At 53.9% G+C, this 21,254-nt stretch carries 22 protein-coding genes; 10 read left to right on the top strand and 12 right to left on the bottom strand.

Annotated elements, in window-relative coordinates; genetic code table 11:
* Window positions 1-88 precede the first annotated feature (88 nt).
* The 3 genes from LA756_RS17345 to LA756_RS17335 all read left to right on the top strand — a co-directional run bounded on the left by LA756_RS17345 (window position 89) and on the right by LA756_RS17335 (window position 4,358).
* A complete protein-coding gene (locus LA756_RS17345; protein WP_224435984.1) occupies window positions 89-403 on the top strand; it encodes a DUF721 domain-containing protein in 315 nt (104 codons plus the stop codon).
* A gap of 218 nt (window positions 404-621) precedes the next feature.
* On the top strand, window positions 622-3,195 hold the full coding sequence (locus LA756_RS17340; protein WP_224435983.1) for a DNA gyrase subunit B: 2,574 nt from the start codon (window positions 622-624) through the stop codon (window positions 3,193-3,195).
* 167 nt (window positions 3,196-3,362) lie between these two features.
* Window positions 3,363-4,358 carry a nucleoside hydrolase gene (locus tag LA756_RS17335; RefSeq protein ID WP_224435982.1) on the top strand — a complete coding sequence of 332 codons (996 nt, stop codon included), beginning with the start codon at window positions 3,363-3,365 and terminating at the stop codon, window positions 4,356-4,358.
* Between the two features lie 34 nt (window positions 4,359-4,392).
* Here LA756_RS17335 and LA756_RS17330 read toward each other — a convergent pair whose 3' ends face one another.
* The 3 genes from LA756_RS17330 to LA756_RS17320 form a co-directional block, all read right to left on the bottom strand.
* A complete protein-coding gene (locus tag LA756_RS17330; protein WP_224435981.1) occupies window positions 4,393-6,786 on the bottom strand; it encodes an ATP-binding protein in 2,394 nt (797 codons plus the stop codon).
* 240 nt (window positions 6,787-7,026) lie between these two features.
* A complete protein-coding gene (locus LA756_RS17325; RefSeq protein WP_224435980.1) occupies window positions 7,027-8,448 on the bottom strand; it encodes a hypothetical protein in 1,422 nt (473 codons plus the stop codon).
* A 481-nt stretch (window positions 8,449-8,929) separates the two neighbouring features.
* Window positions 8,930-9,859, bottom strand: coding sequence for an NAD(P)H-binding protein (locus tag LA756_RS17320; protein ID WP_224435979.1), 930 nt, complete (start codon window positions 9,857-9,859; stop codon window positions 8,930-8,932).
* Between the two features lie 102 nt (window positions 9,860-9,961).
* Here LA756_RS17320 and LA756_RS17315 point away from each other — a divergent pair, with 102 nt between their 5' ends.
* Both LA756_RS17315 and LA756_RS17310 read left to right on the top strand, forming a co-directional pair.
* Window positions 9,962-10,552 carry a DUF1990 family protein gene (locus tag LA756_RS17315; RefSeq protein WP_224435978.1) on the top strand — a complete coding sequence of 197 codons (591 nt, stop codon included), beginning with the start codon at window positions 9,962-9,964 and terminating at the stop codon, window positions 10,550-10,552.
* Between the two features lie 198 nt (window positions 10,553-10,750).
* Window positions 10,751-11,323 carry a superoxide dismutase family protein gene (locus LA756_RS17310; RefSeq protein WP_224435977.1) on the top strand — a complete coding sequence of 191 codons (573 nt, stop codon included), beginning with the start codon at window positions 10,751-10,753 and terminating at the stop codon, window positions 11,321-11,323.
* A 241-nt stretch (window positions 11,324-11,564) separates the two neighbouring features.
* On the opposite strand, the gene aroE is transcribed toward LA756_RS17310, so the two are convergent.
* Complete coding sequence (gene aroE, locus LA756_RS17305) at window positions 11,565-12,518, bottom strand: shikimate dehydrogenase (RefSeq protein WP_224435976.1); 954 nt, start codon at window positions 12,516-12,518, stop codon at window positions 11,565-11,567.
* Between the two features lie 19 nt (window positions 12,519-12,537).
* Between aroE and LA756_RS17300 the strand changes: the two genes are divergently transcribed.
* From LA756_RS17300 to LA756_RS17280, 5 genes are all read left to right on the top strand, one after another.
* A complete protein-coding gene (locus LA756_RS17300; protein ID WP_224435975.1) occupies window positions 12,538-13,329 on the top strand; it encodes a hypothetical protein in 792 nt (263 codons plus the stop codon).
* A gap of 103 nt (window positions 13,330-13,432) precedes the next feature.
* Complete coding sequence (locus LA756_RS17295; protein ID WP_224435974.1) at window positions 13,433-14,179, top strand: hypothetical protein; 747 nt, start codon at window positions 13,433-13,435, stop codon at window positions 14,177-14,179.
* A 127-nt stretch (window positions 14,180-14,306) separates the two neighbouring features.
* The gene (locus LA756_RS17290) at window positions 14,307-14,936 is read left to right on the top strand and encodes a hypothetical protein (RefSeq protein ID WP_224435973.1); all 630 of its coding nucleotides are present in this window, start codon (window positions 14,307-14,309) and stop codon (window positions 14,934-14,936) included.
* 44 nt (window positions 14,937-14,980) lie between these two features.
* Window positions 14,981-15,706, top strand: coding sequence for a hypothetical protein (locus LA756_RS17285; protein ID WP_224435972.1), 726 nt, complete (start codon window positions 14,981-14,983; stop codon window positions 15,704-15,706).
* Between the two features lie 5 nt (window positions 15,707-15,711).
* A complete protein-coding gene (locus LA756_RS17280) occupies window positions 15,712-16,458 on the top strand; it encodes a hypothetical protein (RefSeq protein WP_224435971.1) in 747 nt (248 codons plus the stop codon).
* Window positions 16,459-17,241: 783 nt separating this feature from the next.
* Here the strand turns inward: LA756_RS17280 and LA756_RS17275 are convergent.
* From LA756_RS17275 to LA756_RS17240, 8 genes are read right to left on the bottom strand one after another with little or no spacing between them, the layout of a single operon-like run.
* Window positions 17,242-18,069 (bottom strand): class I SAM-dependent methyltransferase, encoded by an 828-nt coding sequence (locus LA756_RS17275; protein WP_224435970.1) that lies wholly within the window; start codon window positions 18,067-18,069, stop codon window positions 17,242-17,244.
* A gap of 14 nt (window positions 18,070-18,083) precedes the next feature.
* Window positions 18,084-18,521 carry a hypothetical protein gene (locus LA756_RS17270; RefSeq protein WP_224435969.1) on the bottom strand — a complete coding sequence of 146 codons (438 nt, stop codon included), beginning with the start codon at window positions 18,519-18,521 and terminating at the stop codon, window positions 18,084-18,086.
* On the bottom strand, window positions 18,518-18,997 hold the full coding sequence (locus LA756_RS17265) for a hypothetical protein (protein WP_224435968.1): 480 nt from the start codon (window positions 18,995-18,997) through the stop codon (window positions 18,518-18,520). Before LA756_RS17265 ends, LA756_RS17270 begins: the two co-directional genes overlap by 4 nt.
* Complete coding sequence (locus LA756_RS17260) at window positions 18,957-19,388, bottom strand: hypothetical protein (RefSeq protein ID WP_224435967.1); 432 nt, start codon at window positions 19,386-19,388, stop codon at window positions 18,957-18,959. The genes LA756_RS17265 and LA756_RS17260 overlap by 41 nt, the downstream gene beginning before the upstream one ends.
* The gene (locus LA756_RS17255) at window positions 19,381-19,767 is read right to left on the bottom strand and encodes a hypothetical protein (protein WP_224435966.1); all 387 of its coding nucleotides are present in this window, start codon (window positions 19,765-19,767) and stop codon (window positions 19,381-19,383) included. Before LA756_RS17255 ends, LA756_RS17260 begins: the two co-directional genes overlap by 8 nt.
* Entirely contained in the window at window positions 19,760-20,188 is a 429-nt protein-coding gene (locus tag LA756_RS17250) for a hypothetical protein (RefSeq protein ID WP_224435965.1), read from the bottom strand. The genes LA756_RS17255 and LA756_RS17250 overlap by 8 nt, the downstream gene beginning before the upstream one ends.
* Window positions 20,185-20,604, bottom strand: a complete 420-nt coding sequence (locus tag LA756_RS17245; protein ID WP_224435964.1) for a hypothetical protein — start codon at window positions 20,602-20,604, stop codon at window positions 20,185-20,187. Before LA756_RS17245 ends, LA756_RS17250 begins: the two co-directional genes overlap by 4 nt.
* A gap of 5 nt (window positions 20,605-20,609) precedes the next feature.
* Window positions 20,610-21,128, bottom strand: a complete 519-nt coding sequence (locus tag LA756_RS17240; RefSeq protein ID WP_224435963.1) for a hypothetical protein — start codon at window positions 21,126-21,128, stop codon at window positions 20,610-20,612.
* Window positions 21,129-21,254 lie beyond the last annotated feature (126 nt).

The raw sequence follows: 21,254 nt of genomic DNA, 5'->3' as shown, positions 1-21,254 counted from the left end.
GACGCACCAATTAGTCCTGAGAGGTTTTTGGCAAAACATGGTGCGTCGAGATGCACCCTACAGAAGAACGAAACGGAATGGAAACAACATGAGCCAGCGTCAGCCGGGCAAAGTGCAGTCGATTAAAGGGACGTTGGCCCAGTTGATGGTCCAAAAGGGTTATGCCCAAGTTCAAACGGCCGACGCAACTCAAAAGGCCTGGGACGTGGCCGCCGGAGATCGCCTGGCCCAGCACAGTGTTGCCGGCAACGTACAGCGGGGAACGCTACTGGTTTTGGTCGCCAACTCGACGATCAGCCAAATGATCAGTTTTCAGAAACCGAAGATCCTCAAGTCGCTGCAAGAGCAACTCCCGGATCATGGTATTACCGATTTGAAAATTAAAGTGGGCCGGATCGACTAGTCTTCCTCTTGTCCCCTCGCCCCTTTGGGGAGAGGGCCAGGGTGAGGGGCTCTTCGAACGAAGAGACAGCCTCGCCGATGATCGCCGAACCAATCAAAACCAACAACCGAATTCACCACGTTAACCGAAATCGTTAACCCCTCACCCTTACCCTCTCCCCTCGGTGGAGAGGGGACAAGAGAGGTGAGGAAAACGATGCGACGAAACGAAAAGCGAATATGACCGAACCGAACGAACCTCAAGATCAACCGACTGGGGATGTCGAAAACAAGGAAGCCGCACAACAGGCCGAACAGGCGAAAGCCAAGTCGGAATATGGTGCGAGCGACTTGGAACATCTTTCTGACTTGGAACACGTCCGCGAACGTCCGAGTATGTACATCGGCGACCGCTCGACGCGTGGTTTCCATCACCTGGTTTATGAAGTGGTCGACAACTCGATCGACGAAGCAATGGCGGAATTCGCCAGCAGCGTCATCGTTACGGTTCATAACGACAACTCAGTAACCGTCGAAGATGACGGTCGCGGTATTCCTGTCGATCAGCACCCGCAGCTTTCCGAACAAGTCGGCCGCGAAGTCTCGACCCTGGAAGGGGTGATGACCGTGCTGAAGTTCGGCGGCAAGTTTTCCAAAGGTGCCTATCAAACGTCCGGCGGTTTGCACGGCGTCGGTGTGACGGTGGTGAACTTCCTGTCGGAATGGTGCGAAGTGGAAGTCTATCGCGAAGGCTTCGTCTGGCAGCAGGAATACGAACGAGGCGTGCCGCAAGGGCCTGTGCAGAAGGGTCAGCCGACCAAGAAGCGTGGCACCAAAACGACCTTCAAGCCCGACAGCCAGATCTTTAACGTCAGCAAGTTCAATCACGACACGCTGGCCAAACGTCTGCAGGAACTCGCCTTCCTGAACAAGGGCGTGAAGATCATCTTCATCGACGAACGAACCGACGAAAAAGACGAGTTCGTCTACGAAAAAGGGATCATCGAATACGTCGAGCATCTCAATCGTTCGACCAACGCGCTGCATGCCGATGTCATCTTCCTGAATGGCGTCACGGAAGGGGTCGGTTACGAAATCGCGCTGCAGTACAGCGAAGAGTACACCGAAAACCTTCATTCGTACGTGAACAACATCAACACGCACGAAGGGGGTACGCACGTCTCCGGTTTCAAGACCGCACTGACGCGTACGCTGAACAACTACGCCAAGAAGGAAAACATGATCAAGGATGTCGCGCTTTCCGGCGACGACTTCCGCGAAGGTTTGACTGCCATTATCAGCACGCGTGTTCCTGAACCGCAGTTTGAAGGGCAGACGAAAACGAAGCTGGGTAATAGCGAAGTAGAAAGCTATATCAACTCGGCTTTCGGCGAGTTCATGACGAAGTACCTGGAAGAAAATCCAAAGGTCGCCAAAGTCATCATTCGCAAGGCGCTTCTTGCCGGACAAGCGCGTGAAGCGGCTCGCAAAGCACGTGACCTGCTGCGAAATCGTAAAGACGCCCTCAGTGGCGGTGGTTTGCCAGGCAAGCTGCGTGACTGCATCAGCAAACAGATGGAACGCTGCGAACTGTACCTGGTCGAAGGTGATTCGGCCGGTGGTTCGGCCGAAGGGGGACGCCTGCGAGATTTCCAGGCCATCTTGCCGCTGCGAGGTAAGATCATCAACACCTATAAGGCCCGCGAAGATAAAGTGCTGGCCAACGAAGAAGTCCGCAGCATGATCCAGGCCATCGGCGTGGGCATCGGGCAAGACCAGGACATCAACAAGCGTCGGTACAACAAAGTCGTGATCATGACCGATGCCGACGTCGACGGTTCGCACATTCGAACGCTGTTGTTGTCGTTCTTCTATCGCCAGATGAACGAACTTGTCGCCGGCGGACATGTCTATGTCGCTCAGCCGCCGCTGTTCCGCGTGGTGCAGAAGAAGAACGTCTGGTACGTCCAGTCGGAAGAAGAAATGAAGAACCAATTGTTGGACAACGGTTTGTCCGACTGTGCGTTCGTCGACGACAACGGCGACGTGATCGATGGCGAAAAGATGGAAAAGCTGTGCCGTGCTTTGGCACCGTTGGAAGAAGCAATCGTCGCACTCGAACGTCGCGGTATCGGTTTGAAGATTCATGCCGTTCGCCAAGACCCTGTCACTCAGAAGCTGCCGGTCTTCCACCTGGTGATGGGCCGCGAAGAGCATTGGTTCCCCACGAAGAAGGAACTCGACGCGTTCCTGAACGAACGTGGATTGAACGCCGAGCCAGACACCAAGATCCCGGACGAAGGGGAAGTGGTCGATGGCAGCGTGATCGATTCGGACGCTTCCGAAAACGGGCAAGCGAAAGAAGAAGATACTCCGGAAATCGAAGCACCCCACATCGCCGAACTACATGAAGTTCGGACGATCAACATCAAGCTGGCCGAAATCGCCGAGCTTGGTTTCGATATCCAGTCGCTCATTCCGCAAGAGCGAACCGGCAGCACCGAGGCTCGCTACAAGCTTCGCCGCGGCGAAAACGAAACTGGCTTGGAAGACCTGCGTGGTCTGCTGACCGCCGTTCGTTCGGCTGGGGAACGTGGCCTGCAAGTGACTCGCTTTAAAGGTCTTGGTGAAATGAACGCGGAAGAGCTTCGCGAAACGACGCTCGATCCGCAAAACCGAACGTTGATGCAAGTCACGATGAGCGACGCTTCCGCCGCCGACGACATGTTCCGCATCTTGATGGGGGACAAAGTCGAACCTCGCCGCGAGTTCATCGAAAAGCACGCGTTGGAAGTCCGCAACTTGGACGTCTAATTTCGACAGCTTGCTTCATCAGCAGGTTTGAAAGTATCGAAAGATGGCTATCCACCGAAACGGTCGATAGCCATCTTTTTTTGCGCTATGATCAAAATGACCCTCATGCGAAATTGGATTATAGTGAACGCCAGGTTCCCGATTTTTTCTTCTTAGTGAATCGTGTCATGTTGCGTTGTTTGTTGCTGTCGTGTCTGACGCTCACCTGCCTCGCGAATCCTTTGCGTGCCGATGCGCCCGTGAAGATTCTTTTCGATACCGATATGGAAAGTGACTGCGACGATGCCGCTTGTTTGGCGATGCTGCACGCGCTGGCTGATCGGGGCGAAATTGAATTGCTCGGCACGATGATCTCGGCGAAGCATCCTTGGTCTGGTCCTTGTACCGACGCGATCAACACCTATTACGGCCGGCCTGACTTGCCGATCGGCGTGCCGAAGGGGAAAGCAGGTTTCCAGCAGAAATCGAAGTATGCCGAGCAGATCGCCAAAGAGTTTCCGCATGACTGTCCTCCTTATGAAGAAGCACCCGACGCGACGAAACTGTATCGCGAAATCTTGGCCGAGCAGCCTGACCAAAGCGTTACGATCTTGACGGTGGGGGACCTGACGAATCTTCGGTACTTGATCGAGTCGGATGCGGACGAGATCAGTTCATTGAATGGCCGAGACTTAGTGCGGCAGAAAGTCGCTCATTGGGTTTGCATGGGGGGACGATACCCGAAGGATACCGATCCCGGCAAGTTCGGGAATTTTAAACCAGATGCAGAGTCGACGGTGAAAGCGATCGCGGCGTGGCCGACCCCTATCACGTTTACCGGCGGCGGAAAGTTTGCCGGCATTGTCTCAACAGGAAAGCGGCTGACCGAACTACCTGAGGACAATCCGGTTCGACGCGTCTACGAGATTTATTTTGGAGGTCAGGCAAAAGACCGCCACAGCGCCGATCAAATCGCGGTGATGGTTGCTGCTCGTGGAACCGGTAATCCATGGAAGTTGGTCACCCAAGGACATAACCATATCTTTCCCAATGGCACGCACGAGTGGCGCGAAGAACCGAACGACCCGAATCAACAATACATTTCCGCATTGGCGGAAAACGTTGAATCGCAAGAGGTGATCGAGTCGTTCAACGAGTTGATACTGCATCGACCATCACGTTAAAAACGTTCCGCTTGATCGTTCAGCAGACCAAGGCTTACGTCGACTTGTGCTGGCTGATAATCCGCTGTAGCTCGGAAGGCTCGGCCGGTTTAACGAGATGGTGATCGAAGCCGGCATCTTTGGTACGGTCACGATCCTCTTGTTGGCCCCAGCCGGTAAGCGCGATCAGTAGGATCTCTTTGCCCCAATCTTGCTGGCGAATATGTCGCGCCGCTTCGTAGCCGTTCATCTTCGGCATGCCGAGATCCATCAGGATGATCTCAGGCTGGAACTTCTCAGCGACTTCAATCGCTTGTTGGCCATCTTCCGCGGTAGCGACCGTGTTGCCGAGCATCTTGACCACTTTGCTCAGCATCTCGGCGGCTGCTTTGTTGTCGTCGACGACCAGGACGCGATGCTTGCCTCGTTTGAGTGCCAGACCTTCGGTGGGCAGTCCCGCGATTGGCTGCGGCTGGTCTTCCGCTTTCGTCGGAAGTATGACAGTGAATGTGCTTCCCTTGTCTTGTCCTTCGCTGCGGACCGATACGGTTCCGCCATGCATTTCGACGAGCGAACGCACCAATGTCAAACCGATGCCCAGTCCTGAATAACTTCGTTCCATCGAACGATCGATCTGCGTGAACATCGCGAAGATGCTATCGATCATATCGGCAGGAATACCGATCCCCGTATCTTGAACTTGAATGGCAACGTGGTTCGCGTCGGTCTTCTCGACACTCAGCGAAATCTTGCCTCCGTCCGGCGTGTACTTGGCGGCGTTGTTCAGCAGATTGGAGACGACCTGAGCGAGACGATGGGGATCGGCATGAATGGTGATGTCGGGATCGCTAATGTTGACATCCAGGGCATGTTCCGAGTCGTCGATCAATGGCGTCGAAGTCTCGACAGCACTTTCGATCACATCGGAAATCTTGACGTCCGCTTTTCGTAAGTTCAGCTTGCCGCGCGTTACGCGAGAAACATCCAGCAAGTCGTCAACCAAGGTGATCAACTGTTGCGTTTGACGTTCCATCGTTTCCCGCGTCTCGTCGATTAACTCCGGATCGTTTCCGGCCATCTTCATCAATTCCAAACCCATGCGGATTGGGGCGAGTGGATTGCGAAGTTCGTGGGCGAGTGTCGCTAGAAATTCATCCTTCTTGCGGTCGGCATCCGAAAGCTGCGCGGCCACCGTTCGGAGTTCTTCCTGAATCTCTTGCTGTTCACTGATGTCGGTGTTGGTACCGAACCAACGGACGATCTCGCCTTCGTCATTCTTCAGCGGCAAAGCACGTGTCAGGAATGGGCGGACAGTGCCGTCGGCCGCACGAATCGGAGCGACGATATCGACCCGTTCTCCGGTGGCGATACTTTTATCCCACGCTGCTTTCACGCGATTAAGTTCGTTTGGATCGATGCACTTGGTCCACGACCAGCCGAGGCAATCTTCCTGCGTGGTGCCGGTATATTCGTACCAGCGTTGATTGAACCAATCGACGTAACCATCGGCACGCGTCATCCACGCCATCTGCGGAATGGCATCGGCCAGTTGGAAGAATTCGGCCTGACTCTGCTTCAGAGCCATTTCGGTTTCCTTCAGTCGCGACTGGTCGAGCACGAAACAGATGTACTCGCCAGGTCGATCTTCGACGGGGGTATAGCCAAGCGTGATAGGAACCCGGGCACCATCTTTGGTGATGTATTCCTTTTCGTAGGCGGCGCACGCACCTTCTTTGTCGGCCGTCTCGATGCCTTCGATGTCACGCGGAAGGTATTCTGGCGGCGTCATGTCGTACCAGCGAAGTCCGTCTCGGTTGAACTCTTCTTCGGTGCAGTGAAGCATCCGTAAGAGCTCGCCGTTGACTTCCAACCAACTTCCATCGGCGTCGGCGACACCCACGCCGATAATGTTGGAACTGACGAACTTTCGCCAACGGGCTTCGCGTTCCTTTAAGTCTGCGTTGGCTTTATTGAGCTGATCGACACGTTCCTGAACGCGCAGTTCCAGCGCTTCGTTTGCTTCTCGCAGGGCATGTTCGGCCGATTTGCGAGCCTCGATTTCTCGTTCCAATTCCTGGGGACTACGCAGACTGAGGACTTCGCGAATGTTATAGACCAACGCGATTACCGTTGCCCACGAGACAATCGCCGTCGTCAACTTCAACAAGCCGGCCAATCGATAGGCTGGCCACCAGAAGATGATCGCATCCATCAGGTGAGTCATGCCGCACAACAGAATGAATGCGACAAACAGGATGAAGACTCGGCGGAAGGGAAGGTCTTTTCTTTGCGACAGGAAATAAGCCAACAAAGCTGGTATCGCGAAGTAGGCTCCCCAGATTCCCACATCTGAGCAGATATGCAGCCAGCCATGACCGGCCGACCACTCGCCACAGTACCACCGCTGAGGAAAGTCAGACGTATCGAACAGATTCGAGAAAAAGTTCATGCCAGGCCATCAAAGAACTAAGCTACAGCGCGCAGCCACGGGAAAGACGTTTGCCCCCTGCTCATGTTTCCCCGAGATTGATGAGGCAGGTATGAAGCACCCATTCTACGCACGTTAGGCATGTTGAAATAGCCACTTCCTGGCAAAATGGACCTCAAAGTCGGAATTCCCACCTCGGCGCATGAAAAAAGGCCCAGCTTTTGGCTGGACCTTTTCTCGAAACCAACTTGTGCGTGGGTTTTACAGCATGGGTTGACCCGTAGGATCATCATCGCTGGGGGAAGATGTGTCGTCTTCCTTGGTCGCTTTGTTACCAGCGGCATCTTCCTCTTCCTGCGACGGAGCCGGTGGTGGCTCGGAAGGAGTGATGATCCGGCGTTCGATGATCGTCGAAGGCTTTTCGACAACGCTTTCACGAACGGCTGGCGTTGGATTCGCCGGAGGCAAAATCACACGGCTGGCCGACGTTGCCGGGGCAGGGGCCGTGTAAATTGGGTTGCCGTAGGCATCCAAAGGAACTCGCATGGTAACCGTACGAGGAACGCGACGCGTGTAGGTGTACTGAACCTGCTTCGGCACCAACTTGGTTTCCGTCACTGTGCTGGTTTCGGCAACCCACTTTTGAACCTTCACTTCATAAGGTTCGGTGCGTTCTTCGTAGACCATTTTGGTGGTCGTGATAGGAACCTTGCGAACGACTTCTTCTTGAACCCAGTCACAGTACTTCACGGTGACCATGTTCTCGACACGTTCGGTGACCGGCTTTTGCACGGAAACCGGAATCTGCTGAACCTGTTCGACTTGTTCGTAGCGAGTCACATTGACTGGCACCTGACGGACTTGAACTTCGTCTTCGTAACGAACCCGCTGAACAGGAACTTGCTGTTGAACCTGGGTCGGCACGTATTGGGTGACAGGAACCTGTTGGGCAACAACATTCGGAACGTACTGCGTCACGTTGCTCACGTTGCCGGGGCGTTGTTCCGGAATCCAGTGCAGACCGCCGCGGTCGTATTGATACTGACCGGTAGCAGGGTCGAAGTAAGTCTGGCCTTGCGTCCAACGCAAACGATTCCGCGTTGGGCCAGGCGTGTAAACTTGAGTCGTTTGATAGCCACCTTGATCGACGTACTGCGTTTTGCAGACAGTCTGCGGCTGGTACATCGTCACGGTCTGATTCTGAATGACCGTTTCCGTAACTGGGCGACGCACAACGCGTTGTTCTTCGCGATATTGCGTTTCGGTCACGGGACGAAGAACCGTGTTGCGTTGCTCACGCATTTCGGTTTCGGTGACGTAGCGCGTTTGATTGTAGCTGCGATCTTCGACACGTTCCTTCCACACCGGTTTCATCACGGTGTAGCGTTCTTCGCGTTCCGAAGTTTCAGTGACTGGCTTCGCGACAGTCACCGTGCGCTCGCGACGCTGGGTTTCCCAGACGGGGCGATAGGTGGTGACCTGTTTCGGAACTTCGACCCGTTCGTATTCCGTGCGCATCGCGGTAACGGGCTGTTCTTCGTAAACGGTCTGAGTGACGATCTTGTACGACGGACCACAGCCACCGCAACTCTGCGCGAGTACGGGAGCCGGGGCGATGCTCATACCGACGACGCTAAGCAGCGCCGGCGCAACGAGCACCTTCTTAAGATGAGCGAGTTTCATGGTTCAAGTTTCCTGACCAAGTTGGTTATCGAATACGACCACCGAGGCCTATCCGCCGACGAAATCCATCTCGCTCCAGATCGGTTCTACTCCCTTAAACGGGGCGCCTCTTCCACGCAGGTGAGTCTTACAGACTCGCAAAAATCGTGCTGCCTGGCAAACATAAAAGTTTACCACCATGATCGTTTTCCGCTGGAAAAGCATACCTCGTCTAGTTTTACAGCAAACCAAATTCTTTCAAGATTTCATGGTGAATTGCCGACGAACTAATCCGCTTTTCTGGCAAACTGAATGCATTAGGAAAGGTTGCTACCAGCTAGCTTAACCAGAAGGAAAAGTTTACGAAATCCAACGTCCCAACTGGTTGGTTGATGAACAATCGAAACGGACGTTGCCAAAACGCAACATGAGGATCGGTTTTCAGTTATCGGAGGTCACTTTTCAGCCAGAAAGAGACTCGCAGCTGAAATGTCCATGCCAGCTATGCTTCTTGTTGGACAGCCTGGTGGATGGCTTCTTTTGTGGTCATTGGCTGGTGTGAAAAGATTTTTCGGGCCTGATCGTCGCGCACGACAGTTGGGTTTCGGAGGCCTTCAATCAGGTGTCGGCCCACTTCCGCGCTGGTCGGCGTGACGAGCCCGAGCCACAAGCTGGACAGGTATGGAGTAAGCAGGGGAACGCTTACCAGGATCCGCGTCAGGTTCCGCTCCTTTGCGTACATCTTGATCAAGTCGCCATAGGTGACGACGTCCTGGCAACCGATCTCGTAGACTTCGCTTTTCTCCATGGGCAAGTCGAGCGCTTCTTCCAAGTAAGCCAACACATCTTCTGTGGCGATCGGTTGTGTAGGAGTCGCGAGCCACCGGGGACAAATCATCATCGGCAGTCGTTGCGTCAGCGAACGGATTAGCTCGTAGGAAAGACTGCCAGGCCCCAGGACAACCGACGCACGCAGTTCGATTGCGGGGACATCACTGTTGCGGAAGATCTCGCCTACTTCATGCCGACTTTTCAGATGCGGAGAGAGCCCAGGGTCGTTGTCGTCGCCGAGCCCTCCCAGATAGATGATCCGCTCAACGCCGCATGATTTGGCCGCTTGCACGAAACCTTCGGCCGCGAGTCGGTCCTTCTTTTGGAAGTCGTCTCCGTAGCCCATCCCGTGGATCAGGTAATAAGCGACATCGACCCCTTCCAGACATTGCCGCAAGCTGTGCGAGTGCTGGACGTCCCCCTGAGTGATCTCGACTCGATCGCGGACGGCAGGATCGAGCTTGTCCGGATTTCGAACCAGGCATCGAACGTCGTGATGAGGTAGAATTCGGGGGATGAGACGGCTACCCACATATCCGGTCGCTCCCGTTACGAGAACTTTTTTTCGTCGGTTGGTAGGTTGATGATCGGCGGAAGTCATGTCATCTAGTTATATCAGGCAGCTTATCCAAGTTGTACTTCGTAAGATTTTACGGTTTGACCAATTTGATCGGAAGTGTTTTCCCAGACTCCCATTACATCTATGTTCCGATTCCACTTGCCGGAAGCCGAATGTGTCGAGCGATTCTTAAGTAGCCAGCGGCCACTTAAGTTTTCGTATTGTCATCAGGGCAAGACCGCGACGACCCCACCGGACGGTTTTCAGGTCGATCATACCCGGGTAAAGCTGGGGCATGGAATCGAAATCTTCGAGGCCGCCAAAGCGGCGCTGGGGAATTGGCGCCAATTCGAGCTCGGCTGGGTTGCGGCACGACCAAGCAATACGACCATCCGAGAAGGGGAAGTCGTTTGCGTGATCGGTAAAGCGGCAGGCTTGTATTGGCTGAATGCCGCGAGGATCGTGTACGTGATTGACGATCCCATGAATACGCCCCGGTTCGGCTTCGCTTATGGGACACTTCCCGGGCACATGGAAGCAGGCGAAGAGCGTTTTCTGATTGAAATGGATGACCACGGGGACGTGTGGTACGACATTCTGGCTTTCTCGAAGCCGAAACGATGGATCGTTCGTTTGGTCCATCCCTACATGAGGAAACTGCAAAAGCAGTTTGCCCATGACTCTGCTGCCCATATGAAGGCAATTGTGCAGGAAAAAGTGCAGCAAGCTGCATGATGTTTCACGGCGCAAAGTGTCGCGTATAGCGAATCTCGATCGACTGGGACCGGTTGGCCAAACTTTACTGCCTCGGTGGAATGCGGTCTGCGGATGCGTAACAATAGGGGCAGACTCTCGCGCGAGTCCCTAGGTCGGTAGAAAGGTTCTCACCGGCCGAAAGAATGAATTCAACGCCCTGCAGGAGTAGACAGCAACATGAAATCGACCATCCTGACTCTAAGCATTCTGCTTTTGGCCATCCCCGGATTGGTAATGGCTCAGGAAGAAGGCGGCAAGGAAAAAGAAGAACATGGGCATAGCCACGACGCCGAAATGGTGGACATGCCAACCAACGCAGTCGCCGTATTGGCTTCGACCAGCGGTAGCGACGTGAAGGGTGTCATCATGCTGAAGCAGGAAGATGGCTACGTTCAGCTGACCGGCAAGATCATCAACTTGGAACCAGGCGAACATGGTTTCCACATCCACGAGTTCGGTGACTTGACCAAAGCGGACGGTACCGCTGCAGGTGGCCACTTCAATCCTGATGGTCACGAACATGGCGCGCCTGGAAAGGAAAGCCACGTGGGTGACCTCGGCAACATCACCGCCGACGAAAGCGGCGTCGCGAAGATCGACGTCAAAGCTGAAGGCCTGAAGTTGCACATCGTGCTCGGCCGTTCGATCGTCGTTCACGCGAAAGCAGACGACTTGAAGAGCCAGCCATCCGGCGACGCAGGTCCTCGCGTTGGTGTCGGCGTCATCGGTATCGCCAAGCCAAGCGAGTAATCGTTAACAGGCAAACCGAACGTTCATGAATGTTCGGAATGATTCGAGCAAGGCCGTTGCCCAAAAGCAGCGGCCTTGTTTCGTTCTTGCGGGGTGAAACCACGTAGGGTCCGCTATGCGGACGCGGTAAATCGGTTCAGACATAGAAAGAATCGTCGGGTAGTAATTGAACTACGAAGCGTTCTTAGCTGCGACAGAGTATTGCTGCGTCCGCACAGCGGACCCTACTTTCCTGAGCGAGCTAAATCCCCAGATACTCTTCCAGCGCTTCTCGCATCACCGTCGGATCGGGGTCGACGCCGGTCCAGATCTTGAAACCGATCACTCCTTGGTTGACCAGCATGCCAAGTCCGTCGATTGTCTTACATCCGGCGTCTTGAGCCGCTTGCAGAAAAGCGGTCTGCGGTGGGTTGAACATGACGTCCGCGACGATCATCGAGTCGCGGAACGTTTCCGGATTGACAGGTACCATCGCCGTAGCATCGCTTAGCCCGATGCTCGTTCCGTTGATCACCAAATCGACATCTTCCGGAAGCTCGTGGGTGCCGTTCCAAGGAATCCATTTCGATTCGATCCCGATGCGCTCTGATAGAAGGTTCGATAGATCACGGCCTCGCGCGGCATCGCGGTTGACGATGTCGATGCTGGCCACTTTGTTCAAACCGAGTTCTACGGCAATTGCTCTGGCCGCGCCGCCGGCTCCAAACAGGACGACCTTTTTCCCTTCCGGTTCGATTACTTCCTTGAGTGCCGAGACAAACCCTTTGCCGTCGGTATTCTCGCCAACGAATCCATCTTCCTCCGCGAAGATACAGTTGACGGCACCCATCAACTCGGCTGCTTCGGTCAGTCGTTTCAGATGGGGAATGACTGCCACTTTATGTGGAATGGTAAAGTTCCCGCCACGAAAGCCCATCGCTTTCATTCCGGCCACCGCCGCGGGAAGATCTTCCGGAGTTACTTCCAACGTCAAATATCGCCAATCGAGCCCCGCCGCCGCAAAGGCACGCTCCATCATGAACTGCGAAGGGTTTCCGGCCACCGGCAGGCCCATGCAACAAACAATTTCCTGAAGTGATTCGTGCGTCATAATTCGAGCGAGATTGGGATGGATTGGGTGGGTGTTGTCACGCTCAATTTTGCCGCGAGTCTCCGCATTTTGCAATGTTGCCAAGTTCGTGCAGTTTTTGCACATCTGTGGCATCCTCATAAGCATGATTCGGTGGACGCCAGGAAACTTGTTGCTTGCGATACTTGCCGCGGCGACGCTCTGCGCCGACGTATGGATATTTCGTCACCTTTTCCATCTGCTCACGGACGGAGCACGATTTGGTGGCGAAACTGAATATGGCGTGATCGGATTTGTGGTCGGGCAGGGCAGCTTTTGGTTGATCGTGCTTTCGATTCGCCGTCGGTCGTGGATGCTATGGCTGCCGATGGCTGTGGTCGTGATGGCCTTCGGAATGTATGTCTTCGCGAATATCCGAGAACTAAGCACCAATCTGAAAACGGCCGTCTTTATTGCGGCTTGTCTGCCGGCGGTGCTTCCTAATCTTTTTCAAAAAGCGGCCGAGAAAATCACAACTCCGTCAATGAAGTTGTCCGTTGTTCTCGGTGGGTTGCTGTTCACGGCGATTCTTTTTTTGGTACTGATCTACGGCAATATGCCCAGCGGAAGAGGACTCATTGAGCCAGAGATCATCTTGTTCGGTGCGTTCATTAGCCTGTTTTCGGGAACGGTCCTTATGTCACCGCGATACCAACGATCGGGACTCTACCCCATCGTTCTCGGAGCGACATGCATGCTCAGTTATGCCTACATGTTTAACACTTCCCGGTATCAGCCGCACACGGAATATTTGCTCTTCTTCACGTTTCAAACGTTGTATCTGTGGTTCGCCGGTTTTCTGCTGAATCAAGCCGAGCGACTCGATGAATCAGACCAAGCAACTGATTCGGTGGAGGTCAACGATCAACCATCGACGATTCGTTCGACACGTAACTGACTCGCGATTAATCGTTATAACCGGAACGCCGCTGCTTGTTTCTTCGGAAAGAACTTGCCTGCCAAGGCGTGCAAACGGTGGCCGCTCGAATCACGATAGAGGGATGATCACCCCCGGAAAATTTCTGCTCTCGTTATTGGCGGCCGCCAGCGTTTGTGTCGATGTGGCACTCGCGGCGAACCTGGCTGGTTCCGAGCCGTCGGAAGGCCTGTTCGGCTGCATGCTCGGACTGCTGCTAGGGCAGATCGGATTGATCGCGGCCGGCTGGATTCGTCGACCGGACGCTTGGCCATGGTGGTCGCTCGCCATGCTCGGCAGCCTCGGCTTGGGGAGTGTCCTGCTCGCGACGATGGATAAGATTCCGCTGCTCCACTGGACGGTGGTGCTGGGGGTGTTCGCCGTATTAAGCGTGGCGCTGCCGATGGCCTATCGCATTAGCCGTAAAGAAGCGACGTCGCAGTTTTCTCTCGCCGCAATCTTCGCACTGACAACCGCAGCGACGCTGGTCTGCATGCTGGTGCTGCAAAGCGACTTTCCCTGGCAGGAACTGCCGGTGGCGTTGCCTGGGCTGATGGTTTGGGCATGTCCCGCGATGGTCGTTGCGTTGACGCTTTCCGAAACGAAAGAAGATCGCCAACGGCAACTGGTGATCGGACTCGGCGCAATCTTGGCACTCTCGCTCACTGCCGCATGGATGCTTCCCTCGCTGTGGAATCGACTTCCGCTGGTGATTGCCTGGGAAACGTTTTACCTGCTGATCGCAGGTATCGTCGCGCTTCAGGCGATTGCCAACGATGAAGCACTGACGCAGGAACAAGACATCAAGTCGCCAACAATTTCACGCCTCTAACGGCGGGATTCGTTATGCTGGGGGGATGAATCGGACCCCTCAACTCGCATCATTGCTCTTTCTAGTTGCGATCATTGTACTGCTTGACGTGGTCATGGCAGTGATCGTCCTATGGCACGAGAGTAACGTGGCAGAAACGCCTTATCATGGCATTTTCATTGGACTGATATGTGGTCAGTTTGGTTTATGCTGTGCCGCGCGGCTTCGTTTCGATTCGTGGAAACTCGCTGCGTATGCCGGCATGGCAATCTGTCCGTTGATTGCCATTGCCACCCTGCTGACGAGCGCCGAAGGAATCGCAAGGCAAAACCTGTCGGTGATGGTGATGTTGGCGGCCGGGTTCACAGCACTATACTGTCTTGGTCCTCGATCGTTGTTTCGCTGGCTCAGTTCGCATCAAAACGAACGGCAATTCAGCATGAAGGAACTCTTCGCCGGCACGCTGTTGGTGTCCTTCGGTTGCATCCTGGTAATGAATGTCCAACTTGCTTTAGGCGTAGCCCTGGGAGTTTTCTTTTTAGCCCTTCCCACAATTGTCGGATGCAACTTACTGGCAAACGCCCAGCAATTGTGGATCTTCAGCGGGCAGATGGTTATGGGATTGTTCTTTTGCATTGTTACGATACCGTTTGTCCCTCCCGATGTTTTTTACATGTTCGCCGCGCAACTGCTTGTCTTGTGGCTAGGCGGCATTCAGCTCATATCGTTCCGCAAATTGTCGTCGCATAACGTGGTGATTGGTTTACCAGAGGAATAATTGCCGCTTTGGAATTTTCACTGAAACGGAACCTCGTTCTTCTGATGGCGGCGAGTATCGTCGTCCAGCTTTTCGTCGCGGCCGCGCTGACGCCGGGGTATTACTTGTTCAGTGTGCTGCTGGGAATTTCCAGTGGGTATTTGGCTTTGGTGTCCGTCGCGGTGGTGCGTAACGAAGAGGCCCGTTCGTCGATCTACTCGGCGGTTATCGCCACGTGGATGTTTTGGTTTGTGCTGAGTTTATGGAAGAACTCCCGGTTCACGATCCTGGATGCGTTGATCAGCACGTTCGGCACGATTGTGATTTATTGTCTGCTTTGTCTCGGGATCGCGTTTTACGCACGCTGGCAGCTGACTCGAAACAAGTACCAATTCCCGTTAAGCCAGGTCTTTGGTTTGACCGCGATCGTCGCGCTGGTTTCTGTGATGTCGAGTACGTTTCCCGATGCGGTGCCAAGAGTCTTACGACTGTTGCCAGGCATCTTTCCCGCGGCGACGGCCTGTGTCACGCTTGCGTTGACAAGTCGCCTGAAACGGTTCGTCGGCGCCATGCTCGGCTGTGGTGCGGTGGTGATCATCCTCTATGGGTTGGCAATCCCAAACAGCGAACTGATGATCGGAACGCTCTCTCAATGGCTGATGATAATGCTCGGCGGCGTGCTATTACGACAAGTTCCGCGAGACTTGGAAGTTAGTACCGACGCCAACACGGAAGCGGCAGACAATGAGCTTCGGCCGGAGCTCATCCCAGAATCTTTGGACGAGTCTTAACAACCATGGAAAGCAAGTCGGCAATCGATCGAGACCACCATGCAACGACCAGCGAGATTCGTGGATTTCTTCGCGTACTGCTTGTTTTTACGGCCGTCCTCCATCTGTTAGTGTCGTCGATGTTGGTCGACTGGTTTTTGCCATTTCGAATCGGCGCGCTAATCGGTTTAACCGCCGGTTATCTGGCAGTTCTTTGCGCTACTTACATTCGTCGGAGAGAAATTGCAGACGCATTTCTATTCGCGTTGGTCGCGGTATGGACTTATTGGAGTGCGTTTGTGCTTATCGAGAGTCTCGACCATTTACTGGACGCCGTTGTCTTCATACCCCTAGGGATGCTTTTCTATTGTGCAATTTGCCTGGGAACCGCGTATTCGGCACGCTGGTTAGCGACGCGAACGAAGTTCCAATTCACACTCAAGTATGCTTTCATTTTCATGACCTGCATCGCGCTGGGGTGTGTCGCCACTTTTCAAGCACCCACCAATGTACTTCGGTTATTGAGCGAAACGTTGGTCGTTTTTCCGGCACTCATTGGCTGCTTTTTTATGGCCATATCACGCAGAGTCTGGGGCTTCCTTGCGGTGATGTTCTTTGTGTTTGTCTCCTTGATCGCCATCGGTCCGATACTAGTTAGTGAGTTATTGTTCGTTCAGACTCTTTACATCAACCTGGCAGGCGCCGTATTGGTACACCTCTTTCGAGGCGAACAAGCCTCTACCAACGTCAAACAAGAAGCCGCAGCGAACTAGCTTCGACCGGAGATTGATTCCCGTTTATTGAAGACGCCTAACGAAGCTTTCTCGATAGATTCGATGCCAACATGAGAGAAGAACGCAAAAATCGTTGGATTAGCCGGATCGTCATTTCCGTCTTGGTGTTTGACTTTTTGTTGGCGTTAACGATTGCCAAACCAGGTCTTCACGTCGAATATTGCGTTTCGTTTTTGGTGGGCGTGCTGATTGCCCAGTTTGGAGTTTGCTGCGGGGCGATACTTCGAAGTCCGACACTGCGTGTCGAAGCAATTGGAGGAATGGCCTTATTGGCTAGTTTTTCTGGGGCGATGCCAGTTGTCTTAAATTATCTTGACGCGCTCGGATACGTTCTCGTATCTGTTGTGATCGTTAGTGTGATATGTCTGGCGACAAATTTGATTCCAACGATGGTAATGCGATGGTTTGTTTCCTATGACGGTTTTCAATTTTCAATTTTTCAGATGATGTTGCTAATGACATTGGCGGGCATAGGAGCACTAATCGTTTCCCTTACCGATGTCCTTATCCTTGTGGCTGTTCCTGTGGCCGTACTCTTTGTAGCTCCGTCTGCGATCTGCTGTTTTCTGGTTGGCAACTTCTCAAAGGCCAGGATCGTTTACCCAGTTATGGGAGCGATCGCACTAATCGTTTGCGTCGTATGGATCAGCTTTCCCTGGACCTACGCGTTTTCGATTTACCTTCTAGCTCAAACGTTAATGGTTACGTTAGGAGCCTACGTCTTGCTATTCATTGAATTAGAAAGAACGGACTCGGCTGGTTTTAACCAGGAAGCCACAGCGAACCCACTTCGGTCCGAGTTTGCTCCTGACCCACTCGACGAGCTTTGATGCGGACGTAGGGGGCGATGTATTTGCTGCGGTCTTCGAAGCTGTTCGGTTCGGCGTCTTCTTTGGCATGCAGCGGTTCGACGAGATCTTCAATTACCAGTCCGGCTCGGCACATGCCGCCGAGCAGTTGATCCCAACGGTGCAGATACTCGAGCGTTCCTTCTTCGCGATGGCGGCTGCCGCGGACTTCCGGCAAAGGGCCTTCGCGGTAATATGGCTCGGTTACTTCATAGCCGCGATCGCTACGCTTGATGTCGGCTTGCAGGCTGGTCGGCGTTTTATGCTGACTGATGTAGAGCCCGCCGGCGCACAAGACTTTGGCGACTTCGCGAAAAACCGGCGCGACATCCGGCACGTAACAAGTACTCACCGGATGAATGACAATGTCAAAGTCGGCCGGGGCGAACATCGACAGATCGTCCATCGAGGCTTCCACGGTTCGCAGCTGCAACCCACGATCGGTCGCCACTTTTCGGTCGATTTCCAGCTGCGCTCCACTGATGTCGACGACTGTCACCGTAGCACCTGCGGCGGCGTAGAGGGGGCCTTGTCGACCACCGCCGGCGCCGAGGCAAAGAACGCGCTGCCCATAAATACTCGCCCCGAGCCAGCCCCACCGATCGATCGTTTTCAGCGGGTCTTTGAAGTCATCCTCCTTTGCCGGCTGAGCAAATCGATGCCCACCCCGAGCCATCCGGTCCCAGGCACCTTGGTTATGCTTTTTGGCAGGCGAGTTCTCTTGAGGGGCAGGGGCGTTCAATCTTCAATTTCCAGCTAGGCTTGGTGACTATTGCTACCGAAGTAATAAGCTCGACCAAGCGGATGAAGTAGACAAACCAGGATCAACGCACTGAAAAGAAGCGGCAAAATCGGTAGGAAATCGTATTCGCCAAATCCGACGGCCGTGCCGATCCAAAACATGTGCGAGATCAGTTGCATACTGTAAAACAACACGCCGAGCCTCCAAAAGTTAGCATAGGGGATCAGCACCGAAAAGGAGATTACCGCGGAGACGACGCCGAGTGCGAGTCCTGCAGTTCCCAGCAAGAGGAACAACATCGCTGCGAGGATAAGCACATTCAAAAGAGTCTCGATCGTCAATACACAAGCGATTACCAATATCGACTTCGAGGTTTGATCGGCTTGGCGTTCCGCGAGACTTTGAGTTTCCACCGGCGATGCGAACGGATTATCCTTCGTGGGATCGATCACGATCGCCTCTTATTATTTCGGTAATAGGTTTTCGCGCTATCATTCATCAGCATCAGTACGATGGCGAAACTGAAAACAATTCCTAGGGGAGCGTAGACCTCATAGCCAGGGGGAATTGACTTCAGCACGGGTTTCATCGAGAGGACAAACCCAGGAATGAGCAAGCCAAAGTAGGTCATCCCCAACCAGCGCACCAATGGTTGGCGGACGAATAACAAAACGAAACCGAGTGTGATCGTCCCTACTACGGCAAACGAAAACGGTATCGCGAGCAGAGAAAGCGCGAGCGGTGCCAGGGGAGAGAGAAACAGGGCGGCCGTCATCGACATCACGACAGAAGTCGGGGCAAGGTCTTTCTTCCTGCGACGAGGCGTTTCGACAATCGCCGCGACGACCGGATCTTCGTCAACGACTTTTGGCGACTCGAACGGATTCTCACTCGTTGGCGTGATAGTAGAATCTCCGCGATTGGACATGCATCAGCAATAACAGAATGAGCGTTGTCACTAACAGAATGAACGTGCCTCGAACGACACGCCACCATTGTTGTTCCAGCAATGCGAGAGCGGTGCCGGCCAGCATAATCAGAAAGAGCACCGCGAAGTAGTTGGCCGACACGCGGTACGCCCAAAGGTGTTTCCAAAACAGCAGAAACCCGGCCACCGTCGACAGCAAACTGGTGATCGGTCCGATCGGCGATTCGACTAAGACGACAAGTGCCACGGAAAGCCCCAGACTGAGCAGCCACGCCAATGCGACGGGGCCTGGCACGCGAATGGCCTGAGGATCGCCAGCCTCTTCGACTACTTCGGTCTCGACGGGAGGTTCTTCGATTGTTTCGGGGGATTCAAACGGATTGTCATCCATTGGTCTCTCCCTTCGGCTGTTGGGCATAAATCAGCGTGACAAGCACGACAAGATATCCGATTCCAAACAGGATCAAGCTAACGTTTTCAGGATAGGCAACTTCGGTGACCGACCAGCCGAAGCAGAGGACCAGCAGCACCTGAGACAACGTGATCGTTCCAACTTTCCGGCAGTTTCCGGGGATGGCCATCAACAAAACGACCAGCAGCGACAATCCAAAAAGAACGGCTTGAGGAACGCTTTGCCAGGTCAGGTAAAACCCCAGATGAAGCGCAGACAACGTTATCAGTAGCGCCCACGCTGCGACGAAGGGGACCGAGAGTGGGGCGAATTGCGGAGATTGCCGGATCGCTTTGGGGGACTCGAACGGGTTATCCACGTGTCATCTGCTTCCTTTCCTGGTTTCCAATATAAACCAGTAGAGCAGTCATGATGGCATAGACGGCCAAGAAGCTGAGCAAGACGACCGTTTGATAGCCTTTTTCCTGCATTGCGGCGAATGTTCCGCAGTAAGCCACCACCGAAGCCGCATAAAGTATCGCCATCAGCCGGGTACCAGGCGTGGGAATGATCAGAATGATGCCCACGATTCCCGTCAAGCAAAACAACACGCCATGCAGAACATCTCGCTCGACCCAACTCATCCCAAAGTGCAGCGAGGCGACCAACATGAACAAACACCACGTGATGAACAGCAGGATGGTCATCTGATGATTCGATTCGTCGGTGCTGCTTTCTGAGGGCGGATCTTGATCGATTCCCTTAGGCGACTGAAACGGGTTGTCAGAGCGTGCGTTCATTCTTTCCTGTTCTGTTTCCAGTAATAGACGCTCGCGTTTTGAATGAGCAGTACCATGATGACGATGTAAACGATCAGCGGGGCATAGCCAAACAGCAGCAGTGGGTGGTCCTCAAACATTCCGGTGGAAATCTGCCAGACCGAAAGTATCGCCATCAGCGTGGTGTATGCGAGACCGATCAACCACGTGTGATGCGACGGCAGCAATATGATGAATCCGATCGTTAACGTAAGCACCCCGACGACGGTCTGGAGTCGATAGCCGATAAGAATGGCTGCCTCCAGATGCATAAGGGCCGCAATCAGGAAAAGCAGGCCTGTGAGCCCGACGAGACCCATTCCCTTAATGGGAGCCGCTTCATCGGCTTGCGAGGGGACGCGCGGCGAGCGAAACGGGTTGTCAGGGGAATCAGACATTTTCTCTACCAGCGATAGTCACAACGCGTACATCGTCGCTGGAAGCATAACAAGTCATCCCCGCGCGAATTGACGTACTCGCATTGAGGGCATTTCAAAAGATGGAATCGCCGGGCCGCTTGTTGCTTCAACGCCATGAAGATGGCCAGGCAAAATCCAGCTTGGACCAGCCCCGAGACGATTGCCAGCGGTGGCTTGAGAAAGACGAATGCCATCACACAAAAGCCAATCGACATCGCTCCATGAAACAGAAAGTAAAACCGCGCGACGGCCCAAGTCGGCGTACTCGGTGCGATCAGCCCTAGCGAGATGAGAAACGAGAAGCCGGCTCCGATCAACAAACTGAACTGCTGCGAAGTATCGGTGTAGCCGATGACGAAGAACTCGCCAATCTGCCAAGCGGTGAGTACCAAGCCAAGCAAGATCGCAATCGCCAACGCCGCGGGAAACGACGAGATCTCTTGCGGCGTCGAATCATCGTCGCCGTGCGGAGAAGTGAACGGATTGGATTCCTGCTCAGGCATGTCTCGAGTTTGCGCAAGTTATCGACAAGTATCAACAATTCATCAAACGGCTATCGACCAGTTAACGACAAGCTATAGACAGCATAGTGACAGGTTATCGACCGGTTTTCCACAGGGTTAGTTTTC

Origin of the sequence: Bremerella sp. TYQ1 (genome assembly GCF_020150455.1) — a bacterium.
In the GTDB taxonomy this organism is placed as follows: domain Bacteria; phylum Planctomycetota; class Planctomycetia; order Pirellulales; family Pirellulaceae; genus Bremerella; species Bremerella volcania_A.
The sequence above is the reverse complement of the archived record's forward strand: the minus strand, read 5'-3'. Positions and strand labels throughout refer to the sequence as shown.